The 12,102-nt window shown below is 37.1% G+C and carries 13 protein-coding genes and 2 pseudogenes; 9 read left to right on the forward strand and 6 right to left on the reverse strand.

What is annotated here, in order from left to right:
* A pseudogene (locus C4E06_RS00520) lies at positions 1-293 on the forward strand (hypothetical protein); the annotation flags it as partial.
* Positions 294-355: 62 nt separating this feature from the next.
* On the opposite strand, the gene mraY reads toward C4E06_RS00520, so the two are convergent.
* Positions 356-1,465 carry a phospho-N-acetylmuramoyl-pentapeptide-transferase gene (mraY, locus tag C4E06_RS00525; RefSeq protein WP_370051166.1) on the reverse strand — a complete coding sequence of 370 codons (1,110 nt, stop codon included), beginning with the start codon at positions 1,463-1,465 and terminating at the stop codon, positions 356-358.
* Between the two features lie 95 nt (positions 1,466-1,560).
* Positions 1,561-1,803: a DUF3134 domain-containing protein gene (locus C4E06_RS00530; RefSeq protein ID WP_107666293.1), complete on the reverse strand. Its 243-nt coding sequence runs from the start codon at positions 1,801-1,803 to the stop codon at positions 1,561-1,563.
* A gap of 297 nt (positions 1,804-2,100) precedes the next feature.
* On the opposite strand from C4E06_RS00530, the gene C4E06_RS00535 reads away from it, so the two are divergent.
* Positions 2,101-2,730 carry an ABC transporter ATP-binding protein gene (locus tag C4E06_RS00535; RefSeq protein WP_107666294.1) on the forward strand — a complete coding sequence of 210 codons (630 nt, stop codon included), beginning with the start codon at positions 2,101-2,103 and terminating at the stop codon, positions 2,728-2,730.
* Between the two features lie 13 nt (positions 2,731-2,743).
* Here the strand turns inward: C4E06_RS00535 and C4E06_RS00540 are convergent, their stop codons facing one another.
* Entirely contained in the window at positions 2,744-3,364 is a 621-nt protein-coding gene (locus tag C4E06_RS00540) for an ImmA/IrrE family metallo-endopeptidase (protein WP_107666295.1), read from the reverse strand.
* A gap of 3 nt (positions 3,365-3,367) precedes the next feature.
* Positions 3,368-3,715: a helix-turn-helix domain-containing protein gene (locus C4E06_RS00545; protein WP_107666296.1), complete on the reverse strand. Its 348-nt coding sequence runs from the start codon at positions 3,713-3,715 to the stop codon at positions 3,368-3,370.
* A gap of 175 nt (positions 3,716-3,890) precedes the next feature.
* Between C4E06_RS00545 and C4E06_RS00550 the strand changes: the two genes are divergently transcribed.
* Together C4E06_RS00550 and C4E06_RS00555 are read left to right on the forward strand one after the other, a co-directional pair.
* The gene (locus C4E06_RS00550; protein ID WP_107666297.1) at positions 3,891-4,868 is read left to right on the forward strand and encodes a hypothetical protein; all 978 of its coding nucleotides are present in this window, start codon (positions 3,891-3,893) and stop codon (positions 4,866-4,868) included.
* Between the two features lie 33 nt (positions 4,869-4,901).
* On the forward strand, positions 4,902-5,999 hold the full coding sequence (locus C4E06_RS00555; RefSeq protein WP_107666298.1) for a hypothetical protein: 1,098 nt from the start codon (positions 4,902-4,904) through the stop codon (positions 5,997-5,999).
* 66 nt (positions 6,000-6,065) lie between these two features.
* Here the strand turns inward: C4E06_RS00555 and C4E06_RS00560 are convergent, their stop codons facing one another.
* Positions 6,066-6,953, reverse strand: coding sequence for a pentapeptide repeat-containing protein (locus tag C4E06_RS00560; protein WP_107666299.1), 888 nt, complete (start codon positions 6,951-6,953; stop codon positions 6,066-6,068).
* A 411-nt stretch (positions 6,954-7,364) separates the two neighbouring features.
* Complete coding sequence (locus tag C4E06_RS00565; RefSeq protein ID WP_107666300.1) at positions 7,365-8,267, reverse strand: transposase; 903 nt, start codon at positions 8,265-8,267, stop codon at positions 7,365-7,367.
* A 197-nt stretch (positions 8,268-8,464) separates the two neighbouring features.
* On the opposite strand from C4E06_RS00565, the gene carA reads away from it, so the two are divergent.
* The 5 genes and pseudogenes from carA (at position 8,465) to C4E06_RS28545 (ending at position 11,984) form a co-directional block, all read left to right on the forward strand.
* Positions 8,465-9,610: a glutamine-hydrolyzing carbamoyl-phosphate synthase small subunit gene (gene carA, locus C4E06_RS00570; protein ID WP_107666301.1), complete on the forward strand. Its 1,146-nt coding sequence runs from the start codon at positions 8,465-8,467 to the stop codon at positions 9,608-9,610.
* A 75-nt stretch (positions 9,611-9,685) separates the two neighbouring features.
* The gene (locus tag C4E06_RS00575) at positions 9,686-10,069 is read left to right on the forward strand and encodes a DUF1622 domain-containing protein (protein ID WP_087592284.1); all 384 of its coding nucleotides are present in this window, start codon (positions 9,686-9,688) and stop codon (positions 10,067-10,069) included.
* Between the two features lie 699 nt (positions 10,070-10,768).
* Positions 10,769-10,957, forward strand: coding sequence for a hypothetical protein (locus C4E06_RS00580; protein WP_198648181.1), 189 nt, complete (start codon positions 10,769-10,771; stop codon positions 10,955-10,957).
* 50 nt (positions 10,958-11,007) lie between these two features.
* Positions 11,008-11,250 (forward strand): annotated as a pseudogene (locus C4E06_RS29405) (hypothetical protein); the annotation flags it as partial.
* Positions 11,247-11,984 (forward strand): TIR domain-containing protein, encoded by a 738-nt coding sequence (locus C4E06_RS28545; protein WP_107666302.1) that lies wholly within the window; start codon positions 11,247-11,249, stop codon positions 11,982-11,984. The pseudogene C4E06_RS29405 and the gene C4E06_RS28545, both read left to right, overlap by 4 nt.
* The last annotated feature ends 118 nt before the right edge of the window (positions 11,985-12,102 follow it).

The raw sequence follows: 12,102 nt of genomic DNA on the forward strand, positions 1-12,102 counted from the left end.
AACAGCAAGTGGGAACGGCGGGGGAAGATAGCTTTGTGGTGGGCAATGCCACCGAATCATTCTACGATTCCTATGGACAACAAGATTATCTCGAAATCTCTGGGTTTGATGCTTCAATTGATAGGATTCAATTAAACGGAACTCAAGATGATTACGTTATCGGTGCATCTCCTTCGGGTAGTAATGATCAAGGCATCTTTCTCAAGGTTGCTGGTATGCAAGACGAATTAGTCGCGATCGTTAAAGATAGTAATAATTTGGATTTGAACAGTAACAATTTTGTCTTTGCTTAAGATGGGGTTGTTGTTATGAAGGGGTTAGGTACTGGGTAGATATTTCCCCTAACCCCTCTCTACTAATCAATTGGCAACGATGAAATAACAGCTAATATCGCCAACCCTGCATTAATTAAGTAAAAAATTCCGACAATTTGGGTTTCACACCAACCGCTTAATTCTAAATGATGATGCAAGGGTGCCATTTTTAACAGTCTTTTGCCAACGCCGTCAGGACCTTTTGTGGCTTTATAGTAACCGACTTGAGCAATCACTGAGAGAGATTCCACAAAGAAAATCCCACTCACCACAAATAAGGCCCACAGATTACCGCTTAAAATCCCAACCGCAGCTAAGGAACCCCCCAAGGCTAACGATCCGGTGTCCCCCATAAAGACATTGGCCGGGTTACGATTATGAAAGACAAATCCTAAACAACCCCCACTCATACAAGCACAAAATATTCCTAATGCTGGGGTGGTGGTAGCCACTAAAATTCCTAACCCCAGAAAGGCTAAAGCGGCGGTTCCCCCGGCTAACCCGTCTACCCCATCGGTGAGGTTGGTGGCGTTACTTTCGGCCACGAGAACAAATCCGGCTAACCCCCAAAATAAAACCCCTAACGGTAGAATTAAATTCCCCGGTAAGGCGACATCGGTAATGCTAGTGGGTTGAGTCAACGCCGTCCAAACACAAAAGGCAACCGCGATCGCAATTTGTAAGATTAATTTCATCCGGGGAGTGAGTCCCTTATTGGATTTTTGCCTTAAAATTTGCCAGTCATCTACCCAGCCAATCATCATATAAGCTAAGGTAACCACAGAAACAGCGATCGCCGCCGGGGCAAACTGTGACCCAATTAAAGCAATCATCACCACCACAGGGACAAAAAAAATTCCCCCCATGGTTGGGGTTCCTGCTTTGCTGAGATGGCTTTGGGGTCCGTCTTCTTGGATAATTTGACCAGCTTTTAACCGTCGCAAAAAAGGAACCACTGCTAATCCTATCAAGCCACTGATTACAGCAGAAACGCCTAAAGGAAGCAATAATATTTTACTAAAAGTGACTAATTCACCCAATAATTGAGCAAAACCCAAAGTAAGAAGTAATAATAACCCAGTTAGTAACCCTAACAAGTTGTTTCCTGAGGGTTTTTTTAGGGAAATTTCAGGAGAAACCTTTGCATCCACCACAGCCATTAAAGTACCATTACAAGCTTAACATCAACTATATGGGATGAAAGGGGAATGATGATATTTGTTCCCCTCTCGTCCTTGTTTAAGACCTAATCTTCGTCGTCTATACTGATATCGTCATCATCGTCATAGTTGTCATCTACGTCAATTAATTCAGAGATTTCTGCGTCTTCTTCTAGAGAGGGTTTCGTTTCTTCTTGTTCACGATAAATTAAGCGATTGGTGGCTTCTAACCAATTAATAATAGAAGAATCTCGCTTAACGGGAATGACCGCAGCCGGTTCGTACCGAGGTTCTTGGGAAATAGCTGGAGATAATTCGTCTTTAGACATAGAATTTAGAGTTAACAGGTTTCGTTACTATCCTATAATAACTTACCTTATAACATAGCCTATGGTTATTTTTCTCTTGTTTTCCCTCAAAGCAATCCTATAAATTAGCAGAATTTGACAATTTTTAAATAGTTAAACTGATCTTTTTGATAATTAAACTATTAATAATTGACTCCCTTTCAAAGGATGAAACTACTTAGTATCTTGTTTATCAAATAATTCTATTATAGAATAAAATATGACAAAAGTAAACTATCTAACCCTTAAGACAAAACTGTAGGAATCATTGATTAAATAATGCTATATCTCAAAGATGTTATGTATCATCCCCCTGCCACCGTTGACCCTATTTTGAAGGCGACTAATTTAGAATTAGGGTCTCAAGAATTAGGTCTAGTGGTCGGTCCAAGTGGTTCGGGAAAAACAACGTTATTAGAAATTTTAGCCGGGTTAGCTCAACAAACCAAAGGACGCATTTTTTGGCGAGACCAAGAATTAACTTTTTTAGAATTGCAACAACTTTGTGGTTTAGTTTTCCAGTTCCCTGAACGGCATTTTTGTGGCAGTAATATCCTAGAAGAATTGCGGTTAGGTCATCCAGAAATTACAACGGAAAATATTAGAAATGCCTTGGCGGAAGTGGGGTTACAAGATATTCCCCTTAATACTTCTCCCCATAGACTGAGTGGTGGACAACAAAGACGTTTAGCTTTAGCGGTTCAATTAATTCGTCAACCTAATTTATTATTATTAGATGAACCTACCGCCGGCTTAGATTGGTCAATGCGACTGCAATTAGCTAAACTTTTATCTAAATTAAAACAACATTGGACATTATTAATTGTTTCCCATGACCCTGATGAATTATTATCAATTGCTGATCGTTGTTGGCAAATCAATAAAGGAGAATTAGCTTCAGTTAATTAAATATTTTAAGGAACTATTTTCTAACCTCAATTTGACGAGAATTTTCTTTTAATTCAATCCATCCTAAGTCTTTTAAGCGATGGACTAAATTAGAAATCGTTACCCCTAATTCTTCAGCCATACCATACAGTTCTCGCCATTGTTTTAAATCACGATTCTGACCCATTTCTTGTAACTTAAAGCGAGGCATTAATAGGCAACTGGCGAAATATTGTGCCTGCCATTCAATGCCACTTAAGTTAACTTCGTTACGACATAATAAAGGCTCAACTTTAATCATTTTTGTGTCTTGTTTTAAACAGTTTTCAACCCTATTTTTGTCAATATGTAATACCCAATGTCCGATTTCATGGGCGATGGTAGATTCTCCAAACCCTCCCCTTAATTCGGGAATTAATTCATTAATTTCAATTAACTTTTCTAAGGGTAAAATTCTGGCAGCAATGACTCCTTTTTCATCATTAGGAATACTATCCCAAACCACGTCTAACCCCAAAAATTCAGCCACTCGACTAGCATCTAGGGGAAATTTTAACTTGTAGGTGGGTGTCTTTTCTATCTCCTGTAAAATTTTGATGGTTTCTGTCTCAATTCTTTTTTTAGGAATGAAACGAAATGGCTTAAATATCTGCATGGTTTACCCCTCCCCATCTTCTTGTATCGCTTGATTAAATATTTTTTCTGCAAATTTGGGATTTTCTTTCATTCTTCTGAACAAAGTGGGCATACTTTTATAGTGTTCCCGCAAAAAGTCCTCATTGTCTTCGGGAAGTTTCCCTGCTAAAAAAATTAACTCGTCTGCGTCTAAGTCTAGATAACCTGCTAAATCTCTAATAATGTCCTCTTTTGGGGAATATTTAGCCCTATCATTCTCTAACTTGGATAAGTAAGTAAAATCTATTTCTAGCTTCTGGGCTAACTCTCTTTGACTATATCCCTTCTTTTTGCGCCTTTGACGTATCACTTGACCAAAACTTTGACTCACGGTTTCTCCTGGGTAACTTTTTTCTCAATCACACTTGACTAAAAAATCAATATTAGTTTACCATAACAGTGTTGACTAAAAAATCAACTTATCGGAGAATTCTAGAAAGTCAAAGGAAACCTTATCAGAAAGGTTACCCAATTTTTGAGTATTTAACACCAGGAAAATTACAATTATGGCACAAGAAACCTTAACAGGGACTAAAGAACAAATTTTGTCTAATTTTACGCAATTCTTAGGCAAATATCATCAACAAGAATCCAGTGTTATCACCAAAGAAGAAGAATTAGAAAAAGAAAAAAACAAGCAATTATTAGAGAAAGCTGGCGAATATACCGTTAATAATATTGTTAACAGTATGGCCTCTCTACAATTAGATTTTGGACAAATTATTCAAGATTTATCCCAAAATTTAACAACAGAATCCACTAAATTAGATGAACTCAAAAAAGCCATTACCGTTAAACAAGAACAACTCGAAAAACTTCGTCAAGTCAGGTTAGTTGCGGATGCCCTTTATATTTTAAGACAGGAATATCAAGAGAAATCGAGACGATTGCAAGAACAGAGTAATCAACAGAAAGAAAGCTTAGAAAAAGAACAAGAAAAAACAAGACATACCTGGGAAAAAGAAGCCGAAGAATTTGCCGCAAGAATAGAAGAAGAAACCGAATTAATTAATAAGCAACGGCAACAAGAAGCAGCCAATTATCAATACGAAATCCAAAAATCTCGGAAAATAGAACAGGATGAATATGAAGAGAAAAAACGTCAGCAAGAAAGGGAGTTACAATTACTCAATTTAGCTGAAGAGAAAGATTGGCAAGAAAGAGAAAATAGATTAGCCCAAAACGCAGAAGAATTTGCCGCCAATCAGCAAAAAATAGAGGAATTAGAGGCAAAAATCAAAGAAGAGTATAATAAAGCAAAAGGAGAAGCTATTAAAGCTGCTGATAGAGAAGCCCAAGTTAAAATTGATTTACTTGAAAAAGAATGGGAATTAAATAAACAGGGCTATGAATTTAAGATCCAAGCTTTAGAAACAAAAATCACCCAAAATAACGAACAAATTTCAGAATTAAATACCCAACTACAAAATACAACTAATCAGGCGCAAAACTTAGCTTTAAGAGCATTTCAAGGCAATAACTAAACCAGCACAATCATTAAATAAAGAGGTCTCAACATGGCACAAAAAATCAATTCTAAAAACACAAAAGCCCAAATTTTAGAAGCTTACGAAGAACTAATACAAGAAAAATCAGCATTAGAAAGTCAAGTCAAACAACTAACAAAAACATCACCAGCAACTCCAACAGTTTTACCCAACCATCAATCGTCTAATTCTCCCAAGAAAAAAGTCATGACAACAGTAACCTCAGTCTCGGATAATAATATTACTTTGACCATTCAAAGTTTAGAAAAAGTTCAAAATAATTTTGGTAGTGCAGTAAGCCATTTATCAGAACAATTAATCGCTGAAGCTTCTCTGTTAGCAGAACTTAATAAAATTGCCACAGAAGAGTTAGCAGAATTAGAAGAATTACATAATATTGAAACCATTGAAGACGAAACCTTATCTAACTTAATTGAAGAGTACGAAACCACTGCCAAAACCAATGAAGAAGAACTCAATAAACAACAAGAAAACTTAGCTAAAGAATTCGAGGAATTACAAAAAAATTGGCACAAAGAAAAACAAAATCATAATCGAGAAGTTCGAGAAAGAGAACAAGAATATTTGACTAATAAGAAACGAGATGAGGAAGAATATATTTATAATTTAGAATTAGAAAGACAACTAGATGAAGAACAATATCAAGCAGAAAAACAAGCTTTATATCAAGAATTAAAAGAGGCTAGAGAAACCCAAGAAAAACAATGGCAAGAAAGGGAAAAAAGTATTAGTCAACAAGAAAAAGAACAAGAAGAAACTAAAGCTAAACTTGAACAATTACAAGAAGAATTAGAACAGAAAATTAAACAAGCTAAAGAAGAAGGAAAAGGTATTGGAACCTATCAAGCTAAAATTAAATCTGATTTACGTAGTAAAGAAATTGAAGGAGAAAAGCATAATTATCAACTAAGAATTGCTGCTTTAGAAGAAACGATAAATAATCAAGACATTCGTCAGCAAAAACTCTCTCAACAGTTAGAAGCATCCCTCAAACAGGTTCAAGATTTAGCGGTTAAAGCCATTGAAGGAACCTCAAATCGAAATTCCTTTGAAGCGATGAAAGAAATTGCCATCGAACAAGCAAAAAATCAACAAAAGAGTAAATAAAAAGACAGTTATCAGTGAATAGTGACCAGTTACTACTATTCATTGATAACTCAACTCTTTTATTAATTAAACAGCGAAACCTGGTTGTAACTGTTCAAAAGAACCGACATAATTAGGGGTGTCTTTAAAGGGTGATTGTGGTGAAGTGGGTTTAATGGTTTGGGGTGTTAAGTGAGTTCCGATAACCTTAGTTTCGCTAAATTTGGCGTTAGTAAAATCAGCATCTTCAATAATAGCATTGGTTAAATCAGCCCCTTCTAAATCAGCCCCTCTTAAATTAGCCCCTTGAAGATTAGCCCCTCGTAAATTGGTATAATTTAGCTTAGCTCCTTTAAAATTAGCCCCTTGTAATTTAGCCCCTTGAAGATTACTATGGGTAAGTCGGCATTTTTCAAAATTGATTTCTTCTAAATCGGCGTAACTTAAATCAACATCCTTGATAAAGGTATGACTTAAATTAGCCCCAAAAAAGGAAGTTTCTTGTAAATTAGCACAACTTAAACGGGCTTGTGAAAGATTAGCCCAATTAAAATTGACTCCTGTTAAATTAGCTTCTCTGAGGTTAATGTTCTGAAGATTAGCCCCGCAACAATTCGCGTCAGATAAATCAGCTGCCCGTAAATTACTATGGGATAAATTCGCCCCACTTAACTTGGCTTTGACTAAAATAGATTTGACCATGAAAGCCCCTGTTAAATTGGCTTTGGTTAAATCCGTTTCAATCAGTTGAGATTGACTCATTTTCGCATAGGACAAATCTGCCCAGTTTAAACTGACTTGACTTAAATTCGATTTCGTTAAAAATCCGCGACTCAGGTTAATCCCCATTAAATTTGAGCGAGTTAAATCCACAGAAATTAACATAACTCCTGATAAATCAACTCCCCTGAGATCCAGTTCTCGAAATTGTCGATGACCTTGTTCATATTGTCGCAGTAGGTGACTAATATTCATAGTAGGATTAGACACACTCAAAGATGGTAGCTAAAGTAAGTTGCAGTAAACTCAATTATTTTCTAGTTCATATCAACTAGCTCGTATCTCAATCAGAGATTAACTAATCTACTGCTATCAATTATTCTGGTATAACAGAATAAAAGTGTTCATGTATTTTATTTTACTCCCAAGAAAACGGGATTAGTGCCATCAATTCCAATTTGTTAAAAAACTTATTTGTTATTTAATTTTACTCACATTATTTTGTAAAGTATTTTATCTCATCCTCCGTATTAATATCTAAGTTTTAAATAATGTCTATTTTATTACTGAAACATTACTAAAATTTTTTCCCTGTTCTCACTGTTGGCAGAGGTATTTTCCCTGAGACTCTCTCATCATTAAATGATCATCTTGGGTGAAAATAATTTAATCTGAACTAGGGACCAGGGAATAAATTTGACCATCCATAAGAATGCGAGTAATTCCTTTCGCTTGTAAATAGTCACAAGTTTTGTAAAGAAGACGGCCATCAGGAACCTTAATCACTCGCTGGGAACGATTAGAGAAACGACGGGCGACCCGATGATTATCAAAAATCGGTAACGTTTTTTGTTGTACCTCATCCACAGGAATTTGACCGAGATGGGCGAATTCTTTCAACGGTTTAGCAATTAATTCGGCCGAGCGATCGATAACCAGATAACAAGTTTTGGGGAAAGTTGCGGCCGATAAAGGAAGAACTTGGACATCGTCAGGTGTGGATAAAGAGTCGTTGTAGTCTTGTTCTTCGTCTCCCTCATCCTCATCCTCTTCATCGTCCCAGTCGTCGTCACTGTCTTCTAACTCTTCTCCTAACATTTCTCCGACGGTCACCACATTGAGGTCTTCTAAATCCTCTGTGTCCTCATCTTCCTCTTGAGAAACCAAGATCGGCGCTTCTTTTTTAACCACTGGTTTCGGTTTTGAGGAGGGTTCTGGGGATGGAGTTTGAGCAGGAGAATCAGACTTTGTTGTTTGCTCGGTGATAGCCTCTGAAACCGAAGCCGGTTCTTGTGAAGGAACTTCTTCACTAACTTTAAGAATCGGTTTTGCTTGCTTGGGGGTCGATTCTTCTTCGGCAGTCCCTTGAGTTTTATTGGTTCTAGCTAGACGTTTTTGTTGAATTAAATCTTCATACTCCACATCCGAGAGCGTATTTTTCAAAAAACGACTAATGGTAGAACTACTGACCCCGTAACGGTCAGCTAAGGTAGATGTAGTTTCTGGGGTTTGACGATAAAGATTAAGAATTTCTTGTTTGTCGTCGTCGGTTAATTTCTTGGGACTCATGGGATTATACCTACCTTTTTGGCAGTTCGACTCTACCTTAACACCTCAGAAGCATCTGTTAAAATTATCCCCAGTAACCTAGGGTTAAACTGATTCTCAACAGGTGGCTAGGATATCAGGATTTAATGGATTGCCTGATCTAGTGTATCGTTAACCGCTAGGTTTCATCCCTTCTTAGTATCAAAAACTTAACGATTATGGCAATGGCAAAGGGGAAACCCGCTCTATTAGTGTTAGCTGACGGAACAACTTTTGAAGGGTTATCCTTCGGGGCGAAAGGAACCACCGTGGGAGAGGTCGTATTTAATACAGGAATGACAGGATATCAAGAAGTTTTGACCGATCCTAGTTATTGTGGACAAATTGTAACATTTACCTATCCTGAGTTGGGCAATACAGGGGTTAACCCTGATGACGAAGAATCAGAAAAACCTCAAGTTAAAGGGGTGATCGCCCGTAACATAACTTATCGTCCCAGTAATTGGCGATCAACTGAATCTTTACCGGATTATCTCATTCGTCATAAAATTGTCGGTATCTACGGCATTGATACTCGGTCTCTAACCCGTAAAATTCGTTCTGTAGGGGCGATGAATGGAATTATCTCTACAGAAATCTTGGATAAAAGCGAGTTATTGCGTCAAGTTCAATCAGCTCCTTCGATGGCGGGGTTAAATTTAGTCAAGGAAGTCACTACTAAAGAGATTTATGAGTGGTCCACTCCGACAGAGGGACACTGGGAATTTAAGGCTAAAAATGGAGAAGGTTCCTCAGAGTCATTAACAGTGGTAGCCATTGATTTTGGTGTAAAACGCAACATTTTACGACGGTTGGCTAGTTACGGTTGTAAAATTATCGTAGTTCCTGCTGATACCCCTCCTGAAGAGATTTTAAAATACAATCCTGATGGTATTTTCTTATCTAATGGACCAGGTGACCCTTCAGCCGTTACAGAGGGTGTGACGACGGTTAAAGCCTTAATTGAACAAGGAAAACCCACCTTTGGCATTTGTATGGGCCACCAAATTTTAGGGCTATCCCTAGGGGCTGAAACCTTTAAGTTAAAATTTGGTCATCGGGGATTAAATCAACCTTGTGGACTGCAACAAAAGGTAGAAATTACCAGTCAAAATCATGGGTTTGCCGTAACGGAAAAATCCTTAGATGCTGAGGTAGAAATTACTCATCTGAATTTAAATGATCGCACAGTGGCCGGGTTATCCCATAAAACCTTACCTTTCTTCTCCGTACAATACCATCCCGAAGCCAGTCCCGGTCCCCATGATGCAGACTACTTATTTGAGAAGTTTGTGACAATGATGAAAGAGAATAAAGGAAAATGATCTAATCCCCCCAAACCCCCCTTTTATAAGGGGGGTTGATAGTTGTAACTGTTTAATTCCCTGTTCCCTTAAATAATGAGTGAAACCCTTGCCTTAACAGTTCGGATGTGCAATGAACTGTTAACCAGCTTATGTCAATTGTTAGCCCTCTTTGTCATTTTTATTGGCATTATGAGGGCGTTGATTATTTTCCTCAAAGATTTATTGTTTAAACCCCAAACAACAGAAGCGTTTCAACGCAGTCGTTTAGCAATGGGTTATTCTTTTTCTTTGGGGTTAAGCTTTTTGGTGGGGGCAAGTATTTTGAAGACGATGATTTCTAGTCGTTGGGATGATCTGGCCAGATTAATTCTTATTATTGCCGTACGAACAATTCTTAATTATCTCCTCACACAAACCATCGCTTCTTCTGATCAAAAAGAATCCCTTTCACTCTCGAATAATAACAACAACTCATAAAAAAGCTACCAAGATCAAAGATACAGCAACTTCATAAAAAGTAATCGAACGATAGGTGCAAAGTCCTGGTAATTTTTTCATGTTTTTACTTCTATTTGGGTCAATCATTCACTCTTGTTTAAAAAGAAAAAGAGGAGAGGTGATATTAGAAGTCAAAAGTCAAAAGTCAAACTAGCTTTGTGTTTAGATTTAACAAAAAGTGACTTTACCTAACTACGCTTCGACTATGATATTAATATCACCAACGCCAACTCCTCCTTCAAAACAATGACCCCTCACACCTAGTCATCTGTTTAAAAAAACGCTTTGCAAAAAACAGATTATAGATGTTGGACAAAGGCAGTAGGTTGATGTTTGTTTGTGACTGCGTTTTGCCTTTGATCTTAGTTTAACTGGTTAATATTAATACTTCAGTCCCAGAAAAAAGAGAATTTTTTGAATTAATGAGTAGAAAATTATCTTAATAAAGTAGAAAATTAGGGAAATAAAGGGAAATTTTAATATCCATTAATTTAATTATACATAATGTCTGTATAAAAAGATACTGTAAGGTTAAACAATAAGTTGTCATTTGACAACCAATTAAGATCAATATTATAATTTTATACAACATGGCAAAAAAACACCCTAACAAAGATATAAGGGCTGCTTTAGAGTACGCAGAGCAAAAAGGCTGGCGAATAATTGAAGGTGGTTCTCATGGGATCTCAATCTATTTGGCATTTAGCAGATATTTTGACTTGGTTAGTTGAAAATAAAGATTATCAGATTGAAGAATCGTTGATAGAAATCGCTCAAACGACTAGGCATTTGAATCTAGCTAAACAAATTAATAAACTTTCTCCCAACTGGTCAGAAAAATTCAAAACTTTGGTGGGTTATCAATAAAAAAAGTTACTATAATTTAACTGTAGAATTTTTCTCTAAACTCATGAAAAGCGATCGCAGTTTTAAATCGTGGGTTACGCCCTTTTTTAACCAAATGGCATCCTCTCTTACAAGTTTGGGAAGCAAAACGCCCTCTTGAGGTTAGTCTGTTAGTATATGAAAAGCAATGGGATCAAGAACCTCAATTACGTCAGGAATTAGAGCATCTGAGACAGGATCTCTATCAATATGCCCTCGCTTTGGCCGACATTGCTGGTATTGAAACATCGATAAAAGGAGACATTGACGGATGAGCTCGGGTTTTGAGTTTGATGTGTTTCTCGCTCATAATAGTTTAGATAAGCCCCAAGTGCGGAAAATTTCGGCAAAACTGAGGGAACGAGGTTTAAAACCTTGGTTAGATGAGGAACAAATTCCGCCAGGGAAAGCGTTTCAGGATGAAATTCAAAAAGCCATCCCTCAGATTAAATCAGCAGTGATTATTATCGGTTCTCAAGGGTTAGGAAATTGGCAAAAATTGGAACTAAAAACCCTCATTAGTCAGTTTGTTAATCGGAATACTTCAGTAATTCCAGTTTTGTTGGTGGGAGTGAATCAGATTCCTGATAATTTACGCTTTCTCAAAGAATTTCATTGGGTTAAATTTGAACAAGAAGATGATAGTCGGGCTTTTTATAACCTAGAGTGGGGTATTACAGGGGTTAAACCGCCCTCAAACACCAAAACCGTCACCTTAAGCGCAGAAGAATGGTTGAACAGTGGTTATAACAAAGACGAATCAGGTGATTATCAAGGGGCGATCGCTGACTACAATCAAGCGATTAAACTCAACCCTGACTATGCTCTTGCTTACAATAATCGCGGTTTAGCCAAGAAAAGGTTAGGAGACAAACAAGGGGCGATATCTGACTACAATCAAGCAGCACAACTTTACTTACAACAAAATAAAATGGATGACTATTCAGATGCGCTTAACCGAGCGAAAAAATTAGAAAATAAAGGATTTTTTGGAGGATTATTCGGATGAAATTAAATATTCTCTCTTTTATCATATTCCCGCCTCCAGTATCAGGATTTTGTAGGATGGTAGGATTTGCAGGATAGGATGATGAGATGAGATGATAAAATTTATTAGATTAATTACA

It is taken from the genome of Cyanothece sp. BG0011, from assembly GCF_003013815.1.
In the GTDB taxonomy this organism is placed as follows: Bacteria; Cyanobacteriota; Cyanobacteriia; order Cyanobacteriales; family Microcystaceae; genus Crocosphaera.